The 25,694-nt window shown below is 57.3% G+C and carries 24 protein-coding genes; 17 read left to right on the forward strand and 7 right to left on the reverse strand.

Annotated features, from left to right (window positions below; all coding sequences use genetic code 11):
* Positions 1 to 71 precede the first annotated feature (71 nt).
* The gene (locus DUD43_RS02275; RefSeq protein ID WP_153228978.1) at positions 72 to 1,634 is read right to left on the reverse strand and encodes a sulfatase-like hydrolase/transferase; all 1,563 of its coding nucleotides are present in this window, start codon (positions 1,632 to 1,634) and stop codon (positions 72 to 74) included.
* 18 nt (positions 1,635 to 1,652) lie between these two features.
* Complete coding sequence (locus tag DUD43_RS02280; protein WP_153228979.1) at positions 1,653 to 2,630, reverse strand: tripartite tricarboxylate transporter substrate-binding protein; 978 nt, start codon at positions 2,628 to 2,630, stop codon at positions 1,653 to 1,655.
* Between the two features lie 101 nt (positions 2,631 to 2,731).
* Here DUD43_RS02280 and DUD43_RS02285 point away from each other — a divergent pair, with 101 nt between their 5' ends.
* The 3 genes from DUD43_RS02285 (at position 2,732) to DUD43_RS02295 (ending at position 5,011) form a co-directional block, all read left to right on the forward strand.
* The gene (locus DUD43_RS02285; RefSeq protein ID WP_153228980.1) at positions 2,732 to 3,253 is read left to right on the forward strand and encodes a MarR family winged helix-turn-helix transcriptional regulator; all 522 of its coding nucleotides are present in this window, start codon (positions 2,732 to 2,734) and stop codon (positions 3,251 to 3,253) included.
* A gap of 94 nt (positions 3,254 to 3,347) precedes the next feature.
* Entirely contained in the window at positions 3,348 to 4,349 is a 1,002-nt protein-coding gene (locus DUD43_RS02290; RefSeq protein ID WP_153228981.1) for a 2Fe-2S iron-sulfur cluster-binding protein, read from the forward strand.
* A gap of 161 nt (positions 4,350 to 4,510) precedes the next feature.
* Positions 4,511 to 5,011, forward strand: a complete 501-nt coding sequence (locus DUD43_RS02295; RefSeq protein WP_194273431.1) for a GNAT family N-acetyltransferase — start codon at positions 4,511 to 4,513, stop codon at positions 5,009 to 5,011.
* Positions 5,012 to 5,037: 26 nt separating this feature from the next.
* Here DUD43_RS02295 and dld read toward each other — a convergent pair whose 3' ends face one another.
* From dld to lldP, 4 genes are all read right to left on the reverse strand, one after another.
* Positions 5,038 to 6,759, reverse strand: a complete 1,722-nt coding sequence (gene dld, locus DUD43_RS02300; protein ID WP_153228983.1) for a D-lactate dehydrogenase — start codon at positions 6,757 to 6,759, stop codon at positions 5,038 to 5,040.
* 2 nt (positions 6,760 to 6,761) lie between these two features.
* Positions 6,762 to 7,901 carry an FMN-dependent L-lactate dehydrogenase LldD gene (lldD, locus tag DUD43_RS02305; protein ID WP_153228984.1) on the reverse strand — a complete coding sequence of 380 codons (1,140 nt, stop codon included), beginning with the start codon at positions 7,899 to 7,901 and terminating at the stop codon, positions 6,762 to 6,764.
* Positions 7,898 to 8,677, reverse strand: a complete 780-nt coding sequence (gene lldR, locus DUD43_RS02310) for a transcriptional regulator LldR (protein ID WP_153228985.1) — start codon at positions 8,675 to 8,677, stop codon at positions 7,898 to 7,900. The genes lldD and lldR overlap by 4 nt, the downstream gene beginning before the upstream one ends.
* 78 nt (positions 8,678 to 8,755) lie before the next feature.
* A complete protein-coding gene (gene lldP, locus DUD43_RS02315; protein ID WP_153228986.1) occupies positions 8,756 to 10,423 on the reverse strand; it encodes an L-lactate permease in 1,668 nt (555 codons plus the stop codon).
* Between the two features lie 505 nt (positions 10,424 to 10,928).
* Here lldP and DUD43_RS19195 point away from each other — a divergent pair.
* From DUD43_RS19195 to DUD43_RS02345, 6 genes are all read left to right on the forward strand, one after another.
* Complete coding sequence (locus DUD43_RS19195) at positions 10,929 to 11,942, forward strand: TetR/AcrR family transcriptional regulator (RefSeq protein WP_228125876.1); 1,014 nt, start codon at positions 10,929 to 10,931, stop codon at positions 11,940 to 11,942.
* A 216-nt stretch (positions 11,943 to 12,158) separates the two neighbouring features.
* The gene (locus tag DUD43_RS02325) at positions 12,159 to 12,593 is read left to right on the forward strand and encodes a hypothetical protein (RefSeq protein ID WP_228125877.1); all 435 of its coding nucleotides are present in this window, start codon (positions 12,159 to 12,161) and stop codon (positions 12,591 to 12,593) included.
* 55 nt (positions 12,594 to 12,648) lie between these two features.
* Positions 12,649 to 13,440, forward strand: coding sequence for an ABC transporter ATP-binding protein (locus tag DUD43_RS02330; RefSeq protein ID WP_153228988.1), 792 nt, complete (start codon positions 12,649 to 12,651; stop codon positions 13,438 to 13,440).
* On the forward strand, positions 13,437 to 14,213 hold the full coding sequence (locus DUD43_RS02335) for an ABC transporter permease (RefSeq protein ID WP_153228989.1): 777 nt from the start codon (positions 13,437 to 13,439) through the stop codon (positions 14,211 to 14,213). The genes DUD43_RS02330 and DUD43_RS02335 overlap by 4 nt, the downstream gene beginning before the upstream one ends.
* Before the next feature lie 34 nt (positions 14,214 to 14,247).
* A complete protein-coding gene (locus DUD43_RS02340) occupies positions 14,248 to 15,216 on the forward strand; it encodes an ABC transporter substrate-binding protein (RefSeq protein WP_153228990.1) in 969 nt (322 codons plus the stop codon).
* A gap of 88 nt (positions 15,217 to 15,304) precedes the next feature.
* Entirely contained in the window at positions 15,305 to 16,009 is a 705-nt protein-coding gene (locus DUD43_RS02345; protein ID WP_153228991.1) for a GntR family transcriptional regulator, read from the forward strand.
* A gap of 42 nt (positions 16,010 to 16,051) precedes the next feature.
* Here the strand turns inward: DUD43_RS02345 and DUD43_RS02350 are convergent, their stop codons facing one another.
* Complete coding sequence (locus tag DUD43_RS02350) at positions 16,052 to 16,513, reverse strand: Lrp/AsnC family transcriptional regulator (RefSeq protein WP_153228992.1); 462 nt, start codon at positions 16,511 to 16,513, stop codon at positions 16,052 to 16,054.
* Between the two features lie 143 nt (positions 16,514 to 16,656).
* On the opposite strand from DUD43_RS02350, the gene kynU reads away from it, so the two are divergent.
* The 8 genes from kynU (at position 16,657) to DUD43_RS02390 (ending at position 25,692) form a co-directional block, all read left to right on the forward strand.
* Positions 16,657 to 17,907, forward strand: coding sequence for a kynureninase (kynU, locus tag DUD43_RS02355; RefSeq protein ID WP_153228993.1), 1,251 nt, complete (start codon positions 16,657 to 16,659; stop codon positions 17,905 to 17,907).
* Positions 17,908 to 17,945: 38 nt separating this feature from the next.
* A complete protein-coding gene (locus tag DUD43_RS02360; RefSeq protein ID WP_153228994.1) occupies positions 17,946 to 19,331 on the forward strand; it encodes an amino acid permease in 1,386 nt (461 codons plus the stop codon).
* Positions 19,332 to 19,455: 124 nt separating this feature from the next.
* Complete coding sequence (locus DUD43_RS02365; protein ID WP_194273432.1) at positions 19,456 to 20,004, forward strand: TetR/AcrR family transcriptional regulator; 549 nt, start codon at positions 19,456 to 19,458, stop codon at positions 20,002 to 20,004.
* 75 nt (positions 20,005 to 20,079) lie between these two features.
* Complete coding sequence (locus tag DUD43_RS02370) at positions 20,080 to 20,631, forward strand: peroxiredoxin (protein ID WP_153228996.1); 552 nt, start codon at positions 20,080 to 20,082, stop codon at positions 20,629 to 20,631.
* A 12-nt stretch (positions 20,632 to 20,643) separates the two neighbouring features.
* Entirely contained in the window at positions 20,644 to 22,383 is a 1,740-nt protein-coding gene (locus DUD43_RS02375; protein ID WP_228125878.1) for an amidohydrolase, read from the forward strand.
* Between the two features lie 153 nt (positions 22,384 to 22,536).
* Positions 22,537 to 23,307 (forward strand): DeoR/GlpR family DNA-binding transcription regulator, encoded by a 771-nt coding sequence (locus DUD43_RS02380; protein ID WP_153228997.1) that lies wholly within the window; start codon positions 22,537 to 22,539, stop codon positions 23,305 to 23,307.
* Positions 23,304 to 24,410 carry an ABC transporter ATP-binding protein gene (locus DUD43_RS02385; protein ID WP_153228998.1) on the forward strand — a complete coding sequence of 369 codons (1,107 nt, stop codon included), beginning with the start codon at positions 23,304 to 23,306 and terminating at the stop codon, positions 24,408 to 24,410. The genes DUD43_RS02380 and DUD43_RS02385 overlap by 4 nt, the downstream gene beginning before the upstream one ends.
* A gap of 19 nt (positions 24,411 to 24,429) precedes the next feature.
* Positions 24,430 to 25,692 carry an ABC transporter substrate-binding protein gene (locus DUD43_RS02390; protein WP_153228999.1) on the forward strand — a complete coding sequence of 421 codons (1,263 nt, stop codon included), beginning with the start codon at positions 24,430 to 24,432 and terminating at the stop codon, positions 25,690 to 25,692.
* Positions 25,693 to 25,694: the final 2 nt, after the last annotated feature.

Consider the following 25,694-nt stretch of genomic DNA (forward strand, 5'->3'; position numbering starts at 1 on the left):
GACCTCAGACTGAAAGCGCCAAGCCCGCCAAGCCCGCCAAGCCCGCCAAGCCCGCCAAGCCCGAGAAGGCTTTACCACTGCCCAAAAAACACCCCCGCCTTTTTATACGCATTCGTACCGCGTTCGACCTCTTCTTCCGTCACGGTGGTACGGCGTTTCAGGCTTGTGAACCATTGCAGCAAGCGCTCCCGGCATTCCTCCCGTATGTGCTCATGCTCCGCAGAGCGGCCCAGGTCGTTGAACTGCTCTGGATCGGCATGCAGGTCGTAAAGTTGCTCTGGCTCGTCCAGCCAATACACATAACGCCAACGGTCGCTGCGCAGGGACCAGGCTCTGGCATTGGATGGTGATTTGTCACGTATCACGCGTGCCAGTCGATAGCTGTAATCCAGTTCGGAAAACACGCAGTCGCGCCAAGGGGGCTGGGCGCCGTGCAGCAGGGGCAGAAGGTTTCGTCCCTCAAGCCGGTGCGAGGCCAGTGGCAGGCCCAGCCAGGAGAGCATGGTGGGCAGCACGTCTACCGCTTCAACCATTCTGTTATCGACCGTCCCGCGTGTCGCGTTTGCTTCTGGTGATGGGTCGTAGACGATGAAAGGCACGCGTTGCACGGTGTCGTAGAACAGTTCTTTCTCGCCCAGCCAGTGGTCGCCCAGGAAGTCCCCGTGATCGGCGGTGAAGATGATCAGGGTGTTGTCCATCAGGCCATTGTGGGACATGAAGTCGAACAAGCGGCCCAGGTGGGCGTCCAACTGGGTGATCAGCCCCTGGTAGGCTGGCCGGACCGTCTCCACGCACGTATCGCTGGAGAAACTGACGCATTCTTCTTGCTGGCGGTAGGCCTCTACAACCGGATGCGCGTTGTTTAATTCGGCCTGGTTGCGCACTACGGGCAGACATTGATCTGCGCTGTACATATCGTGGTAGGGCGCAGGGGCGATGTAGGGCCAGTGTGGTTTGACGTAGCTCAGGTGCAGCACCCAGGGCTCATCCCCCATGCGCTCCATGAAGGACAGGGCCTGGTCCGTCATGTAGGCGGTTTCTGAATGCTTTTCTTCCACCAGAGAGGGGTAGCGGGCATTACGCATATGCCAGCCACTGACGGCCTCCCCATCCGGGCCGCGTGCGGAGATGACAAAGTCTGTCCATGGGTCGTCGGACTCATAGCCGTGGCGTCGCAGGTAAGCCGGGTAACCGCTTTCTTCTCCCGGTTCGTGGTGGCCGTCGTAGCGGTCTATCTCTTCAAAGCCGCCGGTTTTAAGCAGGCGAGCCAGCTCGCTGCCCCCATCCAGTGCCAGTCGTTCCAGCCCTTTGTGGTCGACCATGATGTGGGTTTTGCCCGCCAGCACCAGCTTGTGCCCACCGGCGCGCAAGTATTCGCCCATGGTGACTTCGCCTACCGATAAAGGAACGCGGTTCCAGGTGGCGCCATGGGTAGAGGGGTAGCGGCCCGTGTAATAGCTCATGCGGGATGGGCCGCAGACGCCGGAGTTAACAAAGGCGCGGTCAAAGCGCACCCCCTTGGCGGCCAGCGCATCCAGATTGGGGGTACGAATATGAGGGTGCCCATAGCAGGCCAGGTGATCAGCCCGTAGCTGATCGGCCATGATGAACAGGACGTTCTTGCGTTGTGTCATGTCGTTTGTGTTGCTGGTTTATTGCGTGACTTTGAAGCCGGAGGCCTGAATAACGGGTGCCCATTGCTGGCGGAATTGTTCGATGCGGACTCGGGTTTCTTCCGCATTGGCAGACACGGGGATCAATTCATTTTTCAGCAGCGTTTCTTGCAGGGCTGGATCGCTGGTGACTTCCTTGATTGCCTCGCCCAGTTGGGTCACTTTGTCGGCAGGCATGGAAGCGGGGGTGAAGAAAGCGTTCCAGCCGGAGGCTTCCAGCTCAACGCCGGACTGCTTCAGGGTAGGGACGTCCGGCAGGGCGGCTTCGCGCTCGCTGCCCGAGGTGGCCAGAATGCGGATGCGTTTGCCCTGGTGCTGGGAGGTCAGCACATCCAGCGTATCAATGGCCACGGGCAGAATGCCGCCGATCAGGTCGGTAATGACGGGGGCCGAGCCACGGTAGCCAATGATCTCGCCCTTGGAGCCAATCTGCTGGGACAGCATCAGGCCGAAGAAGTGGGGCAGGCTGCCGGTGGCGGGAACGCCGATATTGAAGGCACCGGGATGTTCCTTGGCCCAGGTGATCAGTTGATCCATGGTTTTAATGTCGCTGTCTGCCGAGACGGCCACCCCAAAACCGTACTCGGTCACCATGGAAACCGCTTGAAAGTCGCTGTCGGGCTTGTACGGAATGTCGTTGAAAACCAGCGGGGCGACCACCATGATGGCGGGGTTGGCCAGAATCAGCACATTCTTGTCTGCCGCCGTGCTTTTGACATACTGGGCGGCAATCCGGCCCCCTGCACCGGTTTTGTTCTCGACCACAATGGGAATACCCAGTTTCTTGTGCAAACCGTCCGACACGATGCGGGCGGCCCGATCTGACGCGCCTCCTGGCGCATAGGGCACAACAACAGTCAGGGTTTCAACAGGGCTGGCTGCGTGGGATAAACCAGTGAACAGCAGTCCTGACAGCAGACAGCTTGTTACCGTGGCGCGAAGGCGGTTCTGGGCCATGATTTGTCTCCTTTTTTTGTTTTCCATCAGTTTTTACCGCAGCTTAACAAGGGGGCTGATACTTGTTCTAATCAAGTATCTTTAAGGCTAAAGGTCCTTTGATGCCCCGCTCCTCCACGTCTTCCTCTGCCTTGGCAAGCACTGCTCCGGCTCCTACGCTTCCGGCCATGATGATGTTCCAGCTGTATCGGGCCTGGTCGGCTGGCAACCCGATTTTCATTCGCCTGTGCGAGGGGCGCTTCAATATCACTCGCCGTGAGTGGCGCATTCTGGCTATCGCCTGTATGCATCCCGCCCTGACGGGCACGGCCTCGGCCGAGGCAGCCGCATTGGATACGGCCCGTTGCTCGCGAGCGGTCAGCACCTTGTGTGAGAAGGGCCTGTTGAAGCGGACACGCGATACCAAAGACACGCGTGTTGTGCATGTCTCGGTGACGGAGTTGGGAATGCAGCGCTACAAGGAAGTCATGCCGATTGTGGCCTCCCTGAACGAGGAGATTTTTCAGGACCTGAGCGCAGCCGAAATGGTGGCCCTGAGTAGCATGCTGGACCGGATTAGCAGCCGAGCGGCCTTGATGCTGGAAAGTAATGTGGTGAAGGAACGCGCTAGACGAAATCGATAAGCGGGTCCACGCACCGGCTTATGACTTATGTTTCTGATTGCTTCGGGAGCAAGAGTGCAGCACTATTGCCCGAAAGGAGCTAGGAGAGGCACGCATGGCTGGCAAAACAATTCTTATCCAGCAGATACAAGAGCATATTCAGGCACAGGATCATCAAACCATTCTGCAGGCTGCGCTGGAGCGCGGGATCTCGTATCCCCACGGCTGCAAGACGGGCGTGTGTGGCGGCTGTAAAACGCGCCTGGTCAAAGGGCAGGTGGAGATGATGGAGTACTCCCGCTTTGCGCTGACCGAGGAACAAAAGGCCAGGGGACTGATTCTGGCCTGTAGGGCGGTGCCCCAAACCGATGTAACAGTGGGCTGGATAGGGACGGACGATGTTCGGGGCCTGATCCCGTCTCGCGAGCTGACGGGCACGGTGTCCTGTATCAAGGATCTGACCCACGATATCCGGCAAGTGCGGATACGTCTGGATAATCAGGAGCCTTTGATTTTCTTTGCGGGGCAGTACGCGGATATCAAATTCGGGCAGGCTCCGGTACGCAGTTACTCCATGGCTAATCGTCCGGGGGAGCCGGAGCTGGATTTTTACGTGCGCCGCGTGCCGCGCGGGGTGGCCTCGGCCTATGTGCATACGGTCTTGCAGACTGGTGAGCCGGTCAGCCTGAAGGTGCCGCTAGGTTCGTCCTATTTGCGTGATGGCTATGGCGGGCCGATTCTCTGTATTGCTGGTGGAACGGGCCTGGCACCGATCAAGTCGATTGTGGAATCCGCATTGGGCTGGGGCATGAGCCAGCCTATTCATGTGTATTTCGGGGTGCGGGAGCTGCGGGATTTGTACTGCGAGGACGAGTTCAAGGCCTTGCAGGAACGTTATGCCAATCTGAGCTTTACGCCAGTGCTGTCGGGGATGCCGGTGGCACCGTACCGCAGGGGCATGGTGACTGAGGCGGTCGGCAAGGATCTGCCTGATCTGAATGGCTGGAAAGTGTATGTGGCGGGGTCGCCCTCCATGGTGGATGAGGCCATTGGCATGGTGCTCAAGCGCGGCGTGAAGGTGCAGAACCTGCATGTGGATGTGTTTTTTACGCCCTGAGCAAACCACGTTTGCATAGCAGAGCCTATGGCGATTGTTTACCATTGAGCCTTATGCGTTCCAACTCCTGTTTTACCCAATCATCTGCATTGAATACTGTGCCTGACTCCTCTCTTTCCCTGCCTGACGGCTGCACGTTTCGTCCCCTTCAAAAATCTGAATTGAACCTGCTGTGGTCCATAGACCGTAGCGAGCGGATCGACGGTTTGTACGAGCTGCGCGATGGCGTGTTGCACAAGCAAGCGGCTGATATTGATCTGCGCGGTTGGCCGGAAGGCGACCCGGAGAAATATCACCCAGAACATGAGGACGCCTTTCATCGCGGCTCCTGGTTCATGGGGGTATTCAAGGGGGATAGCTTGCTGGCTGCTGTGGGTTTGGACAGCCTGCCCTTGGGGCCACAGGGAGATTGGCGTCAGCTATTTTTCCTGCATGTCAGCCAGTCCTTGCGTGGGCAGGGGATGGGCGTATGGCTGCTGGATCAGGCTAAAAAGCAGGCTGTGGAGTGGGGCGCGAAGGCGGTCTATGCCTCGGCCACGCCTTCGGTGAATACGGTGGATTTCTATATGGCTCATGGCTTTGAAATCGCGTCAGAGCCTGATCCCCGTTTGTTCGAGCTGGACCCGGAAGATATCCATTTGCTGTGTTTTCTAGAAGACTAAGACCTGATCTATATATTAAGAGAAATTTAGTCGTGCTTTCCGCCGCAGCATACACTCCACCATTTGCGGCGTGAGGTGTGGCCGATGCCAGGGTTGAAGGTGTTGGTGGGGTCCAGCTCGCGGTAAAAACCGGCCAAGGCAGGTTTGGCGATATACAGGTGGCCTACATTGTGCTCGGCCGGATATTCGGCACGGCGTTCATCCAGCAGCTTCCACATGCGGTGTTCCATATCCAGAGGAACCACGCCTTTCTTGACGATGTAGTCCTGGTGGAACACGTGGCACAGGAAGTGGCCGTAGTAGAGCTTGTGGATGATGTCTTTTTCCATATCGTCCGGCAGTTGCTCCACCCATTCCTTATCGTTGCGGCGCAAGGCAATGTCCAGAGCCACAATATCTTCCACGCTGTCGGGGTGAGCCTCGCGGTAGCGGATGGCGGCACCGGCAATGGCAAAGCGGTGCAGGAAGGCTTTGCGACCTTCTTCGGCATCGCACTCAAAATAGGCCCCTTGCTGGCTGCCTTCAAATTGCTGGCTTAGAAATTCGCGCGTGGCCTGGGCGGTGTCGTTGGAGACACGCAGCAACAGGTGGTGCTCGAAACGGTCGCGCCATTCACGCATACGCGGCGGCAGGTGACTGGGCAGGCGGTTCATGATTGCCTGGATGACGCGATCGGTGACGCCACGCCAGCCAAAGCGTTCAAAAAAACCATCGACACGGCTTTTCATTGCAAAGGCGGACGGCACTTTAGCCGTACCAAAACGGTCGATCAGCAAGAAGGTGTCTTTGCCGTACTGCTCGCCAATATCGTAGGCGGTACGGTGGATGTACTCACCCGCAATCGGCAGGCGGGGCAGATCCGTCAGCAGGTGACGGCGTACGGCAGTCAGCTCATCCGGGTCATTGGTGCCGATGTAGAAAACGGTACTGGCTTCTTTGGGGAAGGTATCCAGACGCACGGCAAAAATGCACAGCTTGCCTGCCGAGCCAGAGGCTTCATACAGGCGTGAAGGGTCGGCATTGAAACGGGCCGGGGTCTGGGCATCCACGTCGCGCACATCTTCGGCGTAGCGTGGGTCGCTGGCCTTGCGTTCCGGGTCGTTGACGATGTCCGCAACACTGTATTTGCCTTGTTCCAGGCGGCTCAGAATTTCTTCCGGAGTATCCCCCAGATTGATGCCCAGGTGATTGACCAGTTGCAGGGTGCCATCGTCCAGCACTTGCGCGTATAGCGTCAATTCCGTGTAGGCCGGGCCGCGTCGTACCAGCGCACCGCCGGAGTTGTTGCAGACCCCGCCCAGCACAGATGCGCCGATACACGAGGAGCCAATCACTGAGTGGGGTTCACGCTCCAGCGGGGCCAGGGTCTGTTCCAGACGGTCCAGCGTGGCACCGGGCAGGCAGACAACCTGCTCGCCATCGTTGATGACCTGTATGCCTTGCAAACGCATGGTGTTCATCAGCACGATGTCGCGGTCGTAGTCGTCCCCGTCGGGGGTGGAGCCACCCGTCAGGCCGGTGTTGGCCGCTTGCATGATCACGATGCAGTCGGCGGCGACGGCGGCTTGCAGGCTGCGCCATTGTTCCAGCAGCGTTCCGGGCCGTACCACGGCCAACACTTTGCCTTCACCCGTGCGGTGGCCCTTGCGGTAACGACGCGTGCTGCGGTCGTCCGTCAGGACATGAGGGTTGCCGACAATAGAGCGCAGTTGCTGCAGCAAGTCCGCAGCGCTGGTGGAAACTGACATGGTCAAGACTCCTGTACAAGCAGGTCAGAGGTGATCTGGGAAATGCTGCTGACACTGGTCAGCGTCATGGCGACCCGAATTTCTTTTTCAATGAGGCCGAGCAGGTGGTCCACGCCGGATTGTCCGGCGGCGGCCAGCGCATAAATGTAGGCACGGCCCAGCATGGCAGCGTCGGCACCCAGGGCAATCATGCGCACCACGTCCAGGCCGCTGCGGATACCGGAGTCCGCCAGAATCTTGATCTGGCCTTTGACGGCATCGGCAATGGCGGGCAGCGCACGGGCCGAGGACAGAACGCCATCCAGCTGGCGGCCACCGTGGTTGGAGACGATGATGCCGTCGGCACCAAAGCGCACGGCATCGCGCGCGTCATCGGGGTCCAGAATGCCTTTGATGACCATCGGGCCTTTCCAGAATTCGCGTATCCACTCCAGATCTTTCCAGGAAATGGAGGGGTCGAAGTTCGCGCCCAGATAGCCCATATAGTCTTCCAGACCCGTAGGCTTGCCCAGGTATCGCGAGATATTGCCCAGATCGTGCGGGCGACCCAGCAGACCGACATCCCAGGCCCAGCGCGGGTGCATGACCGCTTGTGCATAGCGACGCAGGGCAGCGTTCGGGCCGCTCATTCCCGAATGCGCATCGCGGTAACGTGCGCCGGGTACGGGCATGTCCACGGTAAAGACCAAAGTGCTGCAACCTGCGGCTTGCGCACGTTCCAGCGCATTGCGCATGAAACCGCGGTCTTTCAGTACATACAGCTGAAACCACATGGGCCGTTTCAGGCGCGGGGCCACTTCCTCGATCGGGCAGACCGATACGCTGGACATGGTGAAAGGAATGCCATGTGCATCGGCCGCCTGGGCCGCTTGAACTTCACCTCGACGCGCGTACATGCCTGTCAGACCTACCGGGGACAGGGCCACCGGCATGGACAGCTTTTCACCAAACAAATCGATGCTGGTGTCCAGCTGGCTCATGTCCTTCAGAACACGCTGGCGCAGGGCGACGTCAGCCAGATCATCCACATTGCGGCGCAGGGTGTGCTCGGCATAGGCGCCGCCGTCAATGTAGTGGAACAGGAAAGGAGGCAGTCGTTTTTGGGCGGCACGCCGGTAGTCGGTCGAGGAAGAAATAATCATGGCAAGGGGGAGTCGGGTAAGACTGAAGGAGGTGTCTGCAAGCGTGCAGCACGTTCGCGGCGGGCGAGGTCTTCGTCAGCCTGAAGAAGGGTATTGCGCACATAGCCCAGGTGCTCGTTCACGACGTGGCGGGCACGAGCCGCGTCGCCATCAATAATGGCTTTGACCAGGGCTTCATGCTGGGCGGTCAGATTGGTAATGGTTTCGGGCGAGTCATGCACGAACATGATGATGTCCCGGTTCTGCGTCACGCTGCTGAGCACCAGATCGAACAGCCCGCGCATGACCTGAACCAGCACCAGATTGTGCGAGGCTTCGGCCACAGCCAGGTGAAACTGGGCATCGGCGCGGGCGGACTGTACGGTATCGCCGCTTTGCTGATAGCGAATCATTTGCTCGAAACATTGCAGGATCTTGTCCTTGTCTTCGGGCGAGGCGCGCAGGGCAGCGTGCCAGGTGGTACTGCTCTCCAGAGCAATGCGCGCTTCCAGCACGTCGTAACGGTACTGGGGATCGGACAGCATCAAGGCGGCCAGCGGGTCTACCGAGCGCTGAGTCCACTGCGGTGTCTGGGAGGTCAGGTAAGTGCCCGAGCCCACCTGACTACGCAAAATGCCCTGACTGTTCAGTTGCTGAATGGCCTCGCGCAGCGAGGCACGCGACACATTCAATTGGGCGGCCAACGTACGCTCGGCGGGCAGTCTTTGCCCCGCCTTGAAATCGCTGGATTGAATCAGCGCCAGCAATTGTTGGGCAACGTGATCAGAGAGGCGCATAGTTCTTGAGATACCGGAAAAATAAATCTGCAAGGCACGCGTGTACGCGCCTTGCAGATGAAGGATGAGGGCGGGCCCTTAGGGAATCATCCAAGGTAACACATAGGCTTGCAGTGTAGTCAGCAGGCCAATCAGAACCGCAAAGATCAAACTGTGTTTCACGGTAAAGCGGAACAGGTCGGATTCTTTCCCGGCCAGACCCACTGCCGCGCAAGCAATGGCAATTGACTGGGGCGAGATCATCTTGCCGGTCACGCCACCGGTGGTATTGGCGGCCACCATCAGCACTTCAGGCAGACCCAGCTGCTGTGCCGTGGTTGCCTGCAAGGCACCAAACAAGGCGTTGGCAGAGGTGTCGGAGCCGGTCAGGAACACACCAATCCAGCCCAGGAATGGTGAGAAGAAGGTGAAGGCTTTGCCGGTGTGAGCCAGGGCCAGCGCCAGGGTGGCGGACAGGCCGGAGTAGTTGGCGATAAAGGCGAAGGCCAGCACCATGCCAATCGAGTAGATCGGTACAGCCAGTTCCTTGAGGGTTTCGCCCAAAGTCTCGATGGCTTTGGCAGGCTTCATGCGCAGCAGAACAATGGTCAGCAAGGCGGCAATCAGAATGGCGGTGCCGGTGGCAGACAGCCAGTTAAAGGAGTAGACCGCGCCGTAAGGAGTAGCCGAGGCCACCACTGGAGGCGCCTTGTCGACCAGGTTGTGCAGGAAGGGCACAGGAATGTTCACGATGGTCGAAGCCAGCGGGCCATTGGCGGCAAACAAGGCCTTGAAGGGCTGCACGCTCCAGATCGTGACCATGGCAGTCAGGATGATGAAGGGCGACCAGGCTTTGATGATGCGGCCTGTGGTCAGCACGGTAGGAGCTTTATCGGCCAGATTGTCCTGGGCAGGCGAGCCTTCTTGCGTGTCAAAACGGAAGATGCGCTTGGGTTGCCACACTTTCAGGAACAGGGTCAGCACGACCAGAGACACCAGGGCCGAGGTAATGTCCGGCAGTTCGGGGCCAATGTAGTTGGCTGTCAGGAACTGCACAATGGCAAAGGAGCCACCACCGACCAGCACAGCAGGCCAGGTTTCCTTGATACCGCGCCAGCCGTCCATGATGGCCATCAGCCAGAACAGCACGATGATGGTCATGAAAGGCAGTTGGCGACCAGCCATCTGGCCGATTTCAAAGGGATCAATACCCGATACCTGACCGGCCACGATGATGGGAATACCCATGGCACCGAAAGCAACCGGGGCCGTATTGGCGATCAGGCACAGACCGGCAGCATACAAGGGGCGGAAACCCAGGCCAGCCAGCAAGGCGGCGGTAATCGCAACAGGTGCACCAAAACCGGCTGCCCCTTCCAGGAAGGCGCCAAAGCAGAAACCTACCAGAATCAGCTGCAGGCGCTGGTCAGGGGTGACGGACAGGATGGAGGCACGAATGATGTCGAACTGGCCGGTCTTGACCGAAATCTTGTACAGAAAAACGGCGGCCACAATGATCCAGGCAATCGGCCACAGACCATAGAAAAAGCCATACACCACCGAGGCCAGCGCGGTGGAAACCGGCATGCGATAGAAAAACAGGGCAACGCCCAGGGCCAGCAACACGGTAATCGTGCCTGCCAGATACCCCTTCATGCGCAACTTGGTCAGGGCCAGGAAAAAAAAGATGATCGGAATGAGAGCGATCAGTGCCGACAGCCAGATATTGCCGGTGGGATCGTATTGCTGCAGCCACGCTTGTTGCATGTTGTTCTATCTCCGCAGGAGCAAGGGGGAGGCGCTTGTATTGCAAGCGAACCTGAAGGTCGTTAAATTGGTCTGACCATTTCTTGAGATCGTCAAGAGCAGAGTGCATTGTATCCAAAGGATTATTTTATTGAATGTCAGTGTTTACCCTAGTTATTTAAGACTCAATGGTTTTTTTGCGAATTAATTGGTCAGACCAATTTGAGCAAAAAGAGCCAGACAAGCCGTTTCAGGGCTCAGGGCTGTTCGATTAATTTGCAGAGAAAAATCCGGGCAGGTGCTGGCCGGGCGGCTGGGTGAGCGGCAGTGGATTGGGTTACGCTGTAGCCCGTTTCTTGAAATGTCTTGCTACGTCAAAAACAGGAAAGCGGCCCTTGCAAAAAATGATATTGAGAATCATTATCGAAGATGTGAACTAAGTGACTAATTAGTAGAGTCTCTTAAATTAAATAAGAAGCAGCGGCGGGGGATCCGCACCGCTGCGATCAAAAGGGTCAACGTAGATATGCAAACCCCTCAGGCGCCCGCGCCTCGCGGACGTCCTCCCACCATTACCCGAGCACGGATTGCCGATGCGGGTATTCAGATTGGCCTGCCCAATATCACCTTTGTGGGTGTGGCAACTGCTTTGGGTGTCAGCCAGATGGCGCTGTACAAGCATGTGGGCAATCTGGAAGGGCTTAAACAGCTGGTGGCCGAAGAGATTTTCAGCCGCTGGCAAGTGCCTCGGGCCAAGACCCCGGTTCAAGGCAGCCTGGAAGATTATTTGCAGCTGTTCAGTGCCGCGACACAGGCCTTTGTGAAAGCCAATCCGGGCATCACGCCTTATGTCATCCGCAGATTGGTGGCGACCCCTTCCATGCTGGACAAGATTCGGGAGCATCAGGAGCACATCGCCCAGGCTTATGGCGTGTCCTTCGAGCGCTCGCGTTACTTGATGGGAACGGTGGCGTTTCACTGCCTGGCGGTTGCCGATACGGTCTATGCCGTGGCAGGCCGGGAACCCCGTGCTGCTGTGGAACGGGTGGTGGAGGAGATCGAGATGGAGGGCATATTGCAATTGGGCATGACAGCCCTGATTCAAGGAGCTTTAGCAATGAATGAGCAAGATATTTCTCCCAACTTTTCCACCCAGTTTCTGGATACGTCCGCCTTGCCAATGGCGCGGGTGCGCGAGTTCCCTTTGACCATGGAACTGGCCACGCAGTGGCTGGATGATATGGAAACCCTGATCAAGGCCGAAAAGGAGTTTGTGCTGGTGTACGAAAGCCTGCCCGATCCTTCCACGCCCGGCGACCCGGAAGGGCGCAAGAAAGCGGTGCTGTGGTTGAAGGCGCATCGCGAAGGTTTTGGCCGCTATTGCCGCGGAATTGTGATGATGTGCGACGACGCAGCCAACCTGCCAGCCTTGCAGGCAATGGTGGAGCCTTTGGAAAAGGTCTATCGCGTGCCCGGTGGCGTGGCTTCCAATCCTGACGAGCTGCGTGCCTTCATCCAGAAATGGGTTACGCCTAATTAATTTCGGCAAGCCCGTCGCCAGATCGCTGTTTTCTGCCGATCTGAGATTTCGCCCGCTTCTCCAACCGCTGACAGTCCTTCGGGAGAGTCAGCGGTTTTTTTATGGCTGTTAGGGCTAATGATTAGTTGCCTACGTGTTTTCCCCGGTATCAAATCCAAGTCTTTGGTATGACAATACGATCATTGTCATAACAATATGATTTTTACCCACAGGAGCATGTACGTGAGAGATCCACATTGTCATTCCAGCAGCATCTTGGTTGAACGCTCTGCCGCCGAAGCCTTCGAGATCATGTCCGACGGTATCAAGCAAGGCCAATGGGCCTGGGGTAGCGCCAATCGCAGTGAAGTGGAGCCGGGCCTGTTCAAGGGCACCTCGGTTTTTTCCGGCATGGATACCTATGTCAGCCTGGATGTGGACCATCAACGTTTCCAGGTGGATTACTCGGTCGGTGCCAGCAAGGAAGCCATGCAGTTTCGCAATATGTCCCGCGTCATTCCCGGTGATCTGCTCAAGATCGGGGCCGACAAGTGCGTGGTCACCTTGCTGACCTGGCGTTTGGCTACCCAAAGTGATGCGGCCTGGGAACAGATGTCCTGCGTGCACGAGGCGGAAATGTTCCTGATCAAAGGTCTGCTGGAAAGGAAGTAATTCCTTTCGTACCGGGCGCAAAAACCGATTAGCCAGACGCATCAAAGGAGGATGTATGGGGGGGCAAGCGGCAATACAGCTACGGGATGTATCGATCAACTATGGCAGTCAAACCATTGTGTCGGGTGTGGACTTGTCCATCGAAGCCGGGGAGTTTGTCTGCTTGCTCGGGCCCAGTGGCTGCGGGAAATCCACCATTCTTAGCGCCATCGCGGGGTTCATTCCGGTGCAGGGCCAGATTCTGTCTTACGGGGAGCCGGTGCATGGCCCTTCGGTAGAGCGGGGCGTGGTGTTCCAGAACTCGGAGGTTCTGTTTCCCTGGCTGACGGTTCAGGAAAATGTGGAATACGGGCTGAAAATTAAAAAAGTAGGGCCCAGGGAACGGGCAGAAGCCGCCCGGCATTTTATTGATCTGGTCGGGCTGGGGGGAGCCTTGCACAAGTTTCCCAAAGAGCTCTCGGGTGGAATGCGGCAAAGACTGCAAATGGCCCGCGTGCTGGTCAATGAACCGCGCATTGTGCTGATGGACGAGCCTTTCGGGGCACTGGACGCGCAAACGCGGGAAGTGATGCAAGAGGAGCTGAGCAATATTCGCAAGAAGACCCGATCCACCATTGTTTTTGTGACGCACGACATTGGTGAATCCATCTTGTTGGGAGACCGGATTGTGACCATGACGACCGGGCCATTCGCCAGGATCAAATCCAATAGCAAAATCGATCTGGCTTATCCGCGCAGTTTTCTGGACCCGGCTGTCATTGAATTGCATAACCGGCTGCGCGATGAAATTGGCGAGGAAGTGACCAAGTTTCTCAGTGAGCAAGGTATAGGGAGCAAAGTGCAATGAGCACGCAACAAATCCGCTCGAACAGCCGCTGGATTCGCTTTGTGCCTTTGCTGGCGGTGCTGATCGGCATTCTGATCTGGGAGCTGTTAAGCAGGCAGTTGATCCCGCTGTTCCTGCCCTCACCCTGGGCCACGGTGCAGGCCGCTGTGGAACTGTGGTCCGAAGGCATGATCACGGAGGCGATTTATGCCTCCATGGGGCGTATTGCTCTGGGTTGGAGCATGGGCGTCATCGTGGGGGTGCCCATCGGCATCATCATGGGCAGCTCGCTGATCTTGCGCAAGGCGATCGAGCCTTATGTAGACTTCTTCCGCTTTGTTCCGCCCATCGCTTTTGTGACCCTGGCCATTATCTGGCTTGGCCCCGGCGAAGCCTCCAAGGTCGGGCTGATTTTTTACGCCACGATTTTCATCGTCATCATCAGCGTGGTGGCGGGTGTGCAGGCAGTCAGCCAGGACAGGTTGCGTGCAGCGGCCACGCTGGGGGCAGGCCGCATGCGCACCTTGCTGACCGTGGTTGTGCCGTCCACCATTCCCGCCATCGTGACTGGAGCGCGGTTGGCCATGGGCAACTCTTTCCTGACAGTGGTGTCTGCCGAGATTGTGGCGGCCCAGGAAGGGATTGGCGCGCTGATCTGGTCGGCCCGCAATTATGGCCGTACCGAATGGGTGTTTGTAGGCATTATTTTGCTGGGCGTCTTGGGCTATATCAGCGACCAGATTCTGCGGTTTTTTGCCCTGAAATTTCTGGGGCGCTACGACATTAAAGTGTGATCGCCCAAGACCTTGGGTGGCCAGGAGACAAGCTATGTTTACTAGAATCAAATCGTATGCAAAAAAGCTGACACAGGAAAACATCAGCATCAAAAATACGATGGCAGCCAGTGCCTTGTCGGCGCTGTGTCTGTCCGGGGCGGTGGCGCAGGCGCAGACCGTGCCCATCGCGGTGGGGATAGACCCGACTTTCGTATCCTTTTTCGTCGCCAAGGATCAGGGCCTGTTTCAAAAGCACGGGGTGGACGTCAAGCTGGTGACGTTTGGACCGGGCGGGGCCATGGTGGACGGCATGATGGCGGGGCAGGCCGTCATGACCGCCTCGACCGAAACCACCCACCTGATCCGCATGCCGCACGCCGATATTCGCCCTGTTGGCATCGTGGGCGAGTCGGGCGACAACCTGAAGCTGGTGTCACGAGCGGACATTACGGACCCCGCCCAAATCAAGACCTATGGCGTGGTACCGGGCGGGGTATTCGAGTATCTGACCAGCCTGAGCACGGAGAAATTCAATGGTACAGGGGTCAAGGTCGCCCAGGTGAAATCCGGCCCGCCCGAGTTGCCTGCCTTGCTCTTGCGGGGTGATGTCGATGCGTTCTGGCTGTTTGAACCCTTTCCGAGCATGGTGAAACGCCAGGGCGGGAACATTCTTGCGAGCAGCAAGGACGTGGGATATACCTACGCCACGTGGGTATCGGCAATGGGCTCATGGTTGGAAAGCAATCCGGAGCAAGCGAAGAAAGTGCTGGATGCCTTGGCCGAGGCTTGCGAAGTAACCACCGCCAATCCGGATCTGGCTGCCGCTGCGGTTGAAAAGCAGGTGCGTATTCCGAAAACGCAAACCCTGGAGTTCCTGCGCGAGACACAGTGTCGGATGCGGGGTTTTACCCAGGATGATCTGAACGGTTACGATAGAATCGCTGACTTCCTGCAAGACCGGAAAATCACGACTCAGCGAGTTTCTTTCCGAGATAAAGTGGCCATGGGCTTTTATCCATAAGTTCTATGTCTGCACCTGAGAGACAGGAAAATCATACTTTTAATTAAAACCAGAAATTTTCTTGTTTTTACTGTGACGAGACACACCAGTGACCACAAAGCCGCTTTACGAACAACTTGCCGATAAACTGACCCGCTACATCCAGGACGGTCGCCTGCAGCCGGGCGACCGTTTGCCTACCGAGGCCGAACTGGGGGAGATGTTTGGCGTCAGCCGCATTACCGTGCGCCAGGGCCTGGCGATTTTGACGCGCAATGGCTTGATCGAGCGCTTTCCCAGCCGGGGCTCTTTTGTGCTGGAACGCAAGAATACCGGCTCCTGGGAGCTGGGTTCCATCAATGATCTGGTACAGCTGGGTAAAGACACCACCACCAAGATTGCCAGCTGGGGGCTGGTCACACCGCCTGCCGAGATTGCCGAATTCTTTGCGTCCGACGAGCCGGTCTACAAGCTGCAAGCGGTGCGCTACAAGTCTGCGGTTCCCTTGTATTTTGCAGAGAACTATTTGCTGCGCTCTATCGGTGAACGCATCCAGGTGGAGGATCTGGAAACGCGCACCATGGTGGAGATGCTGACGTCCGTGCTGAACGTGCCCATCAAGCATGCGCAAGAAGAGATCAGCATGGCCAACGCGTCGGCAGACATGGCCAAGCAGCTCTGGATCAAGGAGAACCAGGCTGTGATTGTGCAGCGTATTGATCTGTTCAATACCGATGACAAGCCGGTGCAAAGCGGCAAGGGCTGGTGGCGCAGCGAGCATTTCAAGCGACGCTTCAAACTGAACTACGTCTGAAGCCGGGGCTGGCGCCAGGCCAGACCTTGCCGGTATGCCGGCTTACACAGGCAAACGCTGTCCTTTGGCCTTGATGCAGGACAGCACAATCTGCGAATGGATTTTGGTGACGCCGCGCAGCGTGTTGAGCTTGTGAATCACAAAGTTGGAGAAGGTCTCGAAGTTGCGCGTGCGTATGTGCAGCATGTAGTTCGCCTGCCCGGTCACGATGTAGGCGTGCAGCACTTCATCCATGGTGGCCAGCGCCTTGCTCAGGTACTGATGCTCGCTTTCGTTGAGCTGTCCAATATTCACTTCCACGAAAGCTTCAATGGCAAAGCCCAGCTTGCCCGCGCTCAGGTTGGCGCTGTAGTTTTCGATCAGCCCTTCCTGCTCCAGAATTTTTACCCGCCGGTGGCAGGAGGAGGGGGAAAGGGCCACCAGGTCAGCCAGCTCCTGGTTGCTGAGCCTGCCGTTGTCCTGCAAAAGGCGCAGGATTTTCAGGTCTGTCTCGTCTAGTCTCATATTTTAGAATTATCTATGAAAAGGGTTTTTAAAAACCGAATTTTCTTCCAGATTTAATCATAATCTTCATCGCTTTGGAATAATTTGCCAGAGGCTCGATGCTAGACTAAATGTCGTAAAAAGCAGAATCGAGGAGCATGAACATGATTACCTTGCAGCAATGCGAGCAGTGGGATCAGGCCGATGAACTGGCTGCCTTCAAAGCCAAGTTCGACCTGCCACCCAACACGATTTATCTGGACGGGAACTCGCTGGGCGCCATGCCCCGACACGCCATGGAGCGCGCCCAGGAAGTCATTGGTCAGGAATGGCGTACCGACCTGATCAATAGCTGGAACAAAGCAGGCTGGTGGACCTTGCCCGTGCGTCTGGGCGACCAGATGTCGCCCCTGATCGGTGCCGGTCACGGTGAAACCATCGTGAGCGACAGCACCTCGGTCAATCTGTTCAAGGTGCTGGCTGCCGCCGTCAATTTGCAAAAAGAGCGTCATCCGGAAAAGAAAGTCATCCTGGCCGAGCGCGATTCCTTCCCTACGGATCTGTACATCATTGAAGGGTTTAACGCCTTCTTTGGCAAAGACTATAGGCTGGAGTTGATTGACGACCCGGCAGACCTGCAAACGGCCGTCAATGATGAAACCGCTGTGGTGGTGTTGTCCCATGTGAATTACCGCACGGGCTACTTGCACGATATGCAGGCCACCAACCGCCTGGTGCATGAGCACAATGGCCTGTTGATCTGGGACTTGTGCCACTCCGTGGGTGCCTTGCCCATCGAGCTGAAAGACAGCCAGTCTGACTTTGCCATCGGCTGCACCTACAAGTATCTGAACGCCGGTCCGGGTGCTCCCGCCTTGCTGTGGGTGAACCCCAAGCTGATGAGCCAGATTAGCCAGCCCCTGTCCGGCTGGTGGGGCCACAAGCACCCCTTTGCCATGAGCCCGTCTTATGAAGCGGCCAGCGGTATCGAGCGCTTCCTGTGCGGTACTCAGCCCATTGTGTCCTTGAGCCTGGTGGCTTGCGGTGTGGACGTGTTCCTGCAAACTGACTTGCAGGCCGTGCGCCGTAAATCCCTGGCCCTGACAGACTTGTTCATCGCTTTGGTGGAACAGGAATGTGCGGAATTTGGTCTGCGTCTGGTGACCCCGCGTGACCACCACTACCGTGGCAGCCATGTCAGCTTTGCTCACGAGCAAGGTTATGCCGTGGTGCAGGCCCTGATCGCCCGTGGTGTGATTGGTGACTACCGCGAACCTGAAGTGATGCGCTTTGGTGTCACTCCCTTGTATCTGTCTTTTGTGGATATCTGGCAGGCTGTGCAGCATATCAAGACGGTGCTGACCGATAAGGAATGGGACAAGCCCGCCTACAAAACACGCTCCAAGGTGACCTGATCAAGGTGATATAAAAAAACAAGCATTAAGGAGGAGACATGAGCCGATTTGAGCAAATTCAATCGCGCGAAGCCGGGCTGCATAAAAAACTGAGCGCCCGCCAAATGAGCATGATTGCGATCGGGGGCGCCATCGGTACCGGTTTGTTCCTGGGCAGCAAATTTGCCATTGGCTTTGCCGGTCCCGGCGTTGTACTGAGTTATGTGATTGGCGGCTTCATTGCTCTGGTCCTGATGGGCTGCCTGGCTGAGATGACGGTGGAACACCCTACCTCGGGCTCCTTTGGAGCCTATGCGGAGTTCTACATTCATCCGCTGGCCGGGTTCCTGGTGCGCTATAGCTATTGGGCTTGCATTGTCCTGGCTGTGGGCACCGAGGTGACGGCGGTGGCGGACTATATGAAGTTCTGGTTCCCGGATGTTTCACCCTGGATCTGGATCGCCTTTTTCTCCGCCGTGCTGATTGCCGTCAATGCTTACAGCGTCAAGGCGTTTGGCTCGGTGGAGTATTGGTTTGCCCTGATCAAGGTGTTCGCCATCATTGCGTTCATCGTGCTGGCCATTGGCATGTTGACGGGCTATTACAAGCCCGCGCAGATACAGGAAAACCTGATTGGCCAGGGCGGCTTCATGCCCAATGGCTGGTATGGGGTGTGGGTAGGGGTGATCATTTCCATCTTCAGTTATCTGAGTATCGAGATGATTGCCGTGGCGGCGGGCGAGGCAGAAAACCCCGAGCAAGCCGTGCGTCAGGCCTTCAAGGCCACGATCTGGCGCTTGATCATTTTCTACCTGCTGTCCTTGTCCCTGATCGTGATGCTGGTGCCTTGGCAGGTGCTGGTGGCGGATGGCACGACCAGTCCGTTTATCACCGTGATGCAGTCCGTTGGCATTCCTTATGCAGACAGCATTCTGAATTTCATCGTGATTATTGCGGCCTTGTCGGCCATGAACAGCATGCTTTATATCTCGACCCGCATGATGTTCAGCCTGTCGCGTGCGGGTGATGCACCTGCCGCGCTGGGCAAGGTAGCTCGCAATGGTGTGCCCTTGAACGCCCTGGCCTTGTCGGCCAGCGGTGTGGCTGTGGCTGCGGTGGTGTATGCCTACAATCCGGAAACCGCCTTTCCGGTGATGATTGCCTTGTCCATGTTTGGTGCCTTGTTCACGTGGGGCATGATCTTCCTGACCCACTTGTTCTTCCGCCGCCGCGTGGCCCAGGATGGCGTGCAACTACGCTTTCGCATGCCTGCCTATCCCATCGGCACCTTGCTGGGTTTGATCGGTATCGTGGCGATTTTGGTGACCACCTGGTTCATCAATATCTTCCACTACACCTTGCTGTTTGGTGTGCCGTTCCTGCTGGCCTTGATCGTGATTTACTTTGTGCGTGCGCGTCGCTCCAAGACGGAGCCGTCACTCTAGGCTTGCACGTGTCAGAGTATGGGTGAATAAGGTATATGCGGCTGTAGTCATGTGTTGCCTTGAGCCAGGACGCTACACTGAGGCGGGTTGTTTGACAGACCCGTACTCATGTAAGGACAACGCTATGGCAGCACTAAAACCCCAGTTGCGTGAGGCTTTGCTGTTACGCCTGGTCCACGCCTTGGAGGATCAGCCACGGGCAACGATGGAACAGCTTGCGACTCAAGTGGGCTTGAGTCGCGCTACCTTATGCCGTTATTTTTCCTCGCGTGAGGCCATGATCCTGGAGATTGTCCAGGAGGGCGCCCGTTGTACTGAGCTGGCTGTCGAGCGTTCTCGTTTGCAAGAGGGCGGGGCCGAGCGTGCCATCATGCGCCTGATTCAGGAGTTGCTGCCTATAGTGGAGCTCTCTATGTATGTGGCGCGGCAAGGTGACGGCCAGGACTCCTTTAACCCTCGTTCTGACACTCTGTATCTGGGTCTGATTGATCAGTGTCGGTACTGGCAGGAGATGGGAGAGTTACGCCGGGACATATCGGCTTTGTGGCTGTGCGAGTCCTTGTTTGCCTTGCTCAATAAAGCAGCCAAATCCATACGCCAAGGTCGTTTGGCACGGCAGGATGCGCCTCGCCATGTTTTTGCCGTCTTGTGGGGGGGCATTGCTCATTCTTGAAAATGGGCTTGTCTTGATGTGCTTAAGCCGATTACGCTGCTTGCTGGTGCGGCGCACAAATACGGAGGCAATGGCATGAAACAGGCAATAGGATCTTTTTCTTTGGGCTTGTCCCTGCTGATGGGAGCAGGTGGCGCACAGGCCGCTTTGGACGTGGGCACGCCCGCGCCGGACTTCACCGTACAAGCCGCTCTGGCCGGTAAAACCTTTGAATTCAATTTGAATGAGGCCTTAAAGAAGGGGCCAGTCGTCCTGTATTTTTATCCGGCAGCGTTTACTCAGGGTTGTACCGTCGAAGCGCATACTTTTGCGGAAGCTATTGACGAATACAGCTATTTTGGCGCCACCGTGATTGGCTTGTCTTCGGACAATATCGACACCCTGAAGGATTTTTCCACCGGGCCTTGCGGCAGCAAGTTTGCGGTGGGGGCGGACACCACAGGCCAGGTTATCAAGGCTTATGACGCGGGCCTGGGAACGCATACCGAACGTGCTTCCCGCATTTCCTACGTCATTTCGCCTGAGCGAAAAATCATTTTTGAATATACGGCGATGGAGCCGGACGAGCACGTGAACAAGACTCTGGGCGCCGTACGCGACTGGACCGCACAGCAGGGACCCAAGTAGAAAGGGGAACATATGTCGTTCAAAAGCATACTGAAGGTGTGTGTGTTGGCGAGCAGTATGGTGATGGCTGGCTCTGCCTGGACGGCGGAAATGGCCGATCAGATCTGGATGGGCGGTCCCGTGCTGACGATGAGTGACAGCCAGCCTGCTGCCCAAGCGGTCGCGGTCAAGGATGGTCTGATTCTGGATGTGGGCACCTTGCAGGCGATGCAAGCCTATAAAGGTCAGGACACCACCGTGATCGACTTGCAGGGCAAGGCTTTGCTACCGGGTTTTGTGGACGCACATAGCCACGCCTTCATGATCGGTTTGCAGGCCATGTCCGCCAATCTGCTATCGCCCCCGGATGGCGCGGTCAAAGATATCCAGAGTTTGCAGGCGACCCTCAAGCAATGGCTGGGTGAGCAAAGTAAAACCAGGGAGGTGGATCTGATCCTGGGCTTCGGTTATGACGATGCCCAGTTGGCAGAACAGCGACATCCCAATCGACATGAATTGGATGCCGTGTCCGAGTCAGTGCCGATTATCATCATTCATCAGTCTAGCCACATTGGAGTGCTCAACAGCAAGGCCTTGGAGATGGCGGGCATTTCCGCCCAGACCCCGGATCCTGCAGGCGGTGTCATTCGGCGCGAAGAGGGCGGGACTCAACCTGATGGGGTGCTGGAGGAGATGGCTTTTTTCTCCAGCATGACCAGCCAGATGGGCAAACTTACGTCCGAACAGGTTCAGGCTCTGTTTGTTGCCGGCACCGATCTGCTAAAGCGTTATGGCTATACGACCGGGCAGGAGGGGCGGGCGACGTCCGATACGGTGCCTTTAATGCAGGCAGCAGCGACGGCGGGCAAAATCGATATTGATGTCGCCGTCTATGTTGATGTGCTGCAGGACCGGGACTATATCGCGCGTCATGTATCGCGTCATTACACCGACGGTTTCCGGGTGGCTGGTGCCAAGCTCACGATTGACGGTTCTCCTCAGGGTTTTACGGCCTATCGCGACCGCCCCTATTACAAACCGCCAGCAGGCTACCGCGCTGATTACCGCGGTTATGCGGCGGTCACGCCAGATCAGGTGTTTGAGTCGGTGGACTGGGCCTTCAAGAACGATATACAGCTTCTGACTCATGCGAATGGTGAGGCAGCTTCGGATCTTTTGTTGGCTGCGATTAAAACAGCCCGTGACAAGTATGGCCCCCGGGATCGGCGAGCCGTATTGATTCATGGGCAGTTTTTGCGCCGGGACCAGGTGGCGGCCATAGCGGCGCTGGATGTCTTTCCTTCTTTGTTCCCCATGCACACCTTTTATTGGGGGGACTGGCACCGTGACCGCACAGTGGGGCCGGTCAATGCCGACAATATTTCCCCCACTGGCTGGGTGCGCGAGCACGGCTTGATGTTTTCCACCCACCACGACGCGCCAGTTGCCTTTCCTGATTCCATGCGGGTGCTGTCGGCGACCGTGACTCGTCGCACTCGATCGGGCGATATTCTGGGGCCGGACCAGAGGGTGGATGTCATGACGGCCCTTAAGGCGATGACTATCTGGCCGGCTTTCCAGCATTTTGAGGAGAAGGAGAAAGGGTCGATTGAGCCGGGCAAGCTGGCGGATTTTGTCGTCTTGTCACAAGACCCGACAGCGGTCGACCCTGAACAATTGGCCAACTTGCAAGTGATTCAGACCATCAAGCGGGGCAAGCTCATTTATGACCAGGATGGGGCACTGGAGACAAATCGGCTTGTCCGCCACTAAGATCAGACAGACCGTGCGAATGCTGTCTGAATTGAGCGCTCAAATGTTCATACGAACATTTGAGCGTCATAAAACTTTCATCTGAGCGTCACCGACTCGTAACTTCGCGTTCCTACACTGCCGGGTATTCAAACGAAACCCATACGCCGTGTTATGAACCTATCCGTCAGGCAAAGCATTATTGTGGATTTGCTGGCCGCCCAAGGGGCGGTGTCAGTTGATGGCTTGGCCTCGCATTTCGGGGTGACGCCGCAGACTATCCGGCGCGACCTGAACCACTTGTATGAAGCCGATCTGGTGCGCCGCCGCCATGGTGGTGCCGAATTGAACGTGGTCGAGCGCAATGTGCCTTTCCAAACGCGCCGCATTACCCATTTGCAAGCCAAGGCCCGTATCGGCCGAGCCGTTGCCAAACTGATTCCTCCCGGTGCCAGCCTGCTGCTGGGCTTTGGCACAACCCCCGAGCAAGTTGCCCTGGCCTTGGCTGATCATCGTGATCTGACCGTAGTCACCAACAACATCAGCGCGGCTCTGGCCCTGTCTCACAATATGAGCCATCGCGTGGTGCTGACTGGGGGTGAGCTGCGTCAGCCCAATCCCGAAATTTTGGGCCCCGGTGCCGAGCGCCTGTTCAACAGTTTCAAGGCCGACTTCGGTGTGTCCGGGGTAGGCGGCTTTGATTCGGACGGTGCCTTGCTGGACTTTGATATGGCCGAGTCCGATTGCCACAAAGCCCTGCGCGGCAATTGCCGTGTGCGGATTCTGGTGTTGGACCACACCAAGTTTGGCCGCCGTGCCCCTGTGCGCAGCGGCTCTTTGGATGATGTGGATATTCTGGTCAGCGACCAGCCCATCCCCGAGCCTTACCGCGAGCAAATTCCTGCACGTGTTCAGGTGGTGATTGCTGACGAGGTGCAGGCATGAGTCGCGCCGCTATCGAGCTGCAAGGCATAGGCAAAGCCTGGGGCGAACAGGCTGTGCTCAAGCAGATGGACCTGTCCATTCAGGAAGGCAAATTCACGGCCTTGCTGGGGCCTTCGGGTTGCGGCAAATCCACCTTGCTGCGCATTATCGCCGGGCTGGAAACACCGGATCAGGGTCGTCTTCTGATCAATGGACAGGACGCCACCTATATGGAACCTGCCAAGCGTGGTTTGAGCATGGTGTTCCAGTCCTACGCCCTGTTTCCGCATCTGAATGTGGCCGACAACATCTTGTTCGGCCTGCAAGTGCGCCGGGCTGATCGTCAACAGCAAAAAGAGCGTCTGCGAGAAGCCTTGGCGCTGACCAATCTGGAAGGTCTGGAAGAGCGCAAGCCTGGCCAGCTTTCGGGCGGGCAGCGGCAGCGTGTGGCTCTGGCGCGCAGCATTGTGTCGGGCCATCGCATTTGCTTGATGGATGAACCGCTCTCGAATCTGGATGCCAAGTTGCGTCACACCGTGCGCCATGAAATCCGTGCTTTGCAGCAGCGCCTGGGTTTGACCGTTGTCTACGTTACCCACGACCAGACCGAAGCCATGGGCATGGCCGATCACGTGGTGCTGCTCAATGCTGGACGCATCGAACAGCAGGGCAGCGCACAGGATCTGTACGGCCAGCCCAATAGCGTCTTTACCGCCGGTTTTATCGGCAGCCCACCCATGATGATGATTCACAGCGACCACGTTCCTGTGGCGCTGTGGCCCTCGCGCCGTCAGTACGACCAGCCGCATCGTGTGCTGGTGGGCGTGCGCCCGGAGAACCTGAACTTGCACGAAGCGGGCGAGCAGCATGTAGCCGCCACCGTGGTGCATCAGGAGTTTCAGGGGGCCGATGCCTATGTGTATGTCCAGCTTGATGACGGCCATACCTTGATCGTGCGCGCGCCGCACAGCCGCAGCGTCGAGGCGGGCGCTCGCTGTGGTTTGAGCTGGAATCCCGTTCATGCTTTTTACTTTAACCAGGACAGCGGGGCTCGCCTGCCGACTCCGTCTGCGGATGCTCTGACTGCTGCTCCTTTCGCTGTTCTTCCTGCTGTTCTTCCCTAAACGTACTGCGAGTCTACTCATGTTGAAGAATTGTCTGCTTGCCACCTCCAGCGCCCTGTTGATGGGCCTGGGCGCCAATGCCCATAGCGCGGTGGAATTGACCATGTATTACCCCATTGCCGTCGGTGGTCCGCTGACCGATGTAGTCGATGGAATGATCAAGGACTACCAGGCCCAAAACCCGGAAGTCAAAGTGAAAGCCGTGTACTCCGGCAACTACGACGAAACCCGTGTGCGCGCCTTGTCGGCCCTGCGTGCAGGCGAGTCGGTGCAACTGTCTGTGCTGGGCGCATTGGATACCCATGATCTGGTGGAACAAGGCCTGGTTGAAGCCTTTAGCGATGTGGCCCAGGACGCCCCCAGCCAGGATTGGCTGAAAAGCTTTTACCCTGCCTTGATGGCTAACGGCACCCTGGAAGGCAAGGTCTGGGGCATTCCGTTCCAGCGCTCCACCATCGTCATGTTCTACAACAAGGACATGTTCCGCGCAGCGGGTCTGAACCCGGATCAAGCTCCCAAAACCTGGGACGAACTGGTGCAAACCGCCCAGAAGCTGACCAACGATCAGCACCACGGTTTGATGATCCCTTCGACGGGTTACCCCTACTGGATGTTCCAGGCCCTGGCTTTGCAAAACGGCCGTCAGCTGATGAATGAAGAAGGGACTCAGGTTTACTTCAACGATCCCAAGTCGGTTGAGGCTTTGCAGTTCTTCCACGACCTGGCCTACAAGCACAAGGTCAGCCCCACCGGCACCATCGAATGGGGCACCTTGCGTCAGTCCTTTGTGCAAGGCAAGACAGCCATGATGTGGCACACCACGGGCAATCTGACGGCGGTGAAGAACGAAGCCAAGTTCGACTTTGGTGTCGCCATGCTGCCTGCCAAGGAAAAAGCGGCTTCGCCTACCGGCGGTGGCAACTTCTACCTGTTCAAGGGCGCTAACGACGAGCAGAAGAAAGCGGCTCTGGATTTCGTGCGCTGGATGACTGCCCCTGAACGTGCTGCCAACTGGTCCATGGCTACGGGTTATGTCGGTGTTAGTCCTGCCGCCTACGAAACGCCTGCTTTGACCGAGTACGCCAAGACCTTCCCGCAGGCACTGGTGGCTCGCGATCAGTTGGCCGTAGCCTCGCCCGAGTTTGCGACTTACGAAACAGCACGTGTCCGTGAATTGCTGTCCAACGCCGTGCAAGCCGTGCTGACCAATGCCAAGACGCCCAAGGCCGCTCTGGATGAAGCCCAGGCTGCCGCAGATCGTCTGCTGCGTCCTTTCAACTAAGC

The organism is Alcaligenes faecalis, assembly GCF_009497775.1.
GTDB lineage: Bacteria > Pseudomonadota > Gammaproteobacteria > Burkholderiales > Burkholderiaceae_B > Alcaligenes > Alcaligenes faecalis_D.

Coding starts and splice junctions, on each gene's coding strand:
- DUD43_RS02275 (WP_153228978.1), bottom strand. CDS start 1,634: ATGACACAACGCAAGAACGTCCTGTTCATCATGGCCGATCAGCTACGG.
- DUD43_RS02280 (WP_153228979.1), bottom strand. CDS start 2,630: ATGGCCCAGAACCGCCTTCGCGCCACGGTAACAAGCTGTCTGCTGTCA.
- DUD43_RS02285 (WP_153228980.1), top strand. CDS start 2,732: ATGCCCCGCTCCTCCACGTCTTCCTCTGCCTTGGCAAGCACTGCTCCG.
- DUD43_RS02290 (WP_153228981.1), top strand. CDS start 3,348: ATGGCTGGCAAAACAATTCTTATCCAGCAGATACAAGAGCATATTCAG.
- dld (WP_153228983.1), bottom strand. CDS start 6,759: ATGTCAGTTTCCACCAGCGCTGCGGACTTGCTGCAGCAACTGCGCTCT.
- lldD (WP_153228984.1), bottom strand. CDS start 7,901: ATGATTATTTCTTCCTCGACCGACTACCGGCGTGCCGCCCAAAAACGA.
- lldR (WP_153228985.1), bottom strand. CDS start 8,677: ATGCGCCTCTCTGATCACGTTGCCCAACAATTGCTGGCGCTGATTCAA.
- lldP (WP_153228986.1), bottom strand. CDS start 10,423: ATGCAACAAGCGTGGCTGCAGCAATACGATCCCACCGGCAATATCTGG.
- DUD43_RS19195 (WP_228125876.1), top strand. CDS start 10,929: ATGCAAACCCCTCAGGCGCCCGCGCCTCGCGGACGTCCTCCCACCATT.
- DUD43_RS02325 (WP_228125877.1), top strand. CDS start 12,159: ATGTACGTGAGAGATCCACATTGTCATTCCAGCAGCATCTTGGTTGAA.
- DUD43_RS02330 (WP_153228988.1), top strand. CDS start 12,649: ATGGGGGGGCAAGCGGCAATACAGCTACGGGATGTATCGATCAACTAT.
- DUD43_RS02335 (WP_153228989.1), top strand. CDS start 13,437: ATGAGCACGCAACAAATCCGCTCGAACAGCCGCTGGATTCGCTTTGTG.
- DUD43_RS02340 (WP_153228990.1), top strand. CDS start 14,248: ATGTTTACTAGAATCAAATCGTATGCAAAAAAGCTGACACAGGAAAAC.
- DUD43_RS02350 (WP_153228992.1), bottom strand. CDS start 16,513: ATGAGACTAGACGAGACAGACCTGAAAATCCTGCGCCTTTTGCAGGAC.
- kynU (WP_153228993.1), top strand. CDS start 16,657: ATGATTACCTTGCAGCAATGCGAGCAGTGGGATCAGGCCGATGAACTG.
- DUD43_RS02360 (WP_153228994.1), top strand. CDS start 17,946: ATGAGCCGATTTGAGCAAATTCAATCGCGCGAAGCCGGGCTGCATAAA.
- DUD43_RS02365 (WP_194273432.1), top strand. CDS start 19,456: ATGGCAGCACTAAAACCCCAGTTGCGTGAGGCTTTGCTGTTACGCCTG.
- DUD43_RS02370 (WP_153228996.1), top strand. CDS start 20,080: ATGAAACAGGCAATAGGATCTTTTTCTTTGGGCTTGTCCCTGCTGATG.
- DUD43_RS02375 (WP_228125878.1), top strand. CDS start 20,644: ATGTCGTTCAAAAGCATACTGAAGGTGTGTGTGTTGGCGAGCAGTATG.
- DUD43_RS02380 (WP_153228997.1), top strand. CDS start 22,537: ATGAACCTATCCGTCAGGCAAAGCATTATTGTGGATTTGCTGGCCGCC.
- DUD43_RS02385 (WP_153228998.1), top strand. CDS start 23,304: ATGAGTCGCGCCGCTATCGAGCTGCAAGGCATAGGCAAAGCCTGGGGC.
- DUD43_RS02390 (WP_153228999.1), top strand. CDS start 24,430: ATGTTGAAGAATTGTCTGCTTGCCACCTCCAGCGCCCTGTTGATGGGC.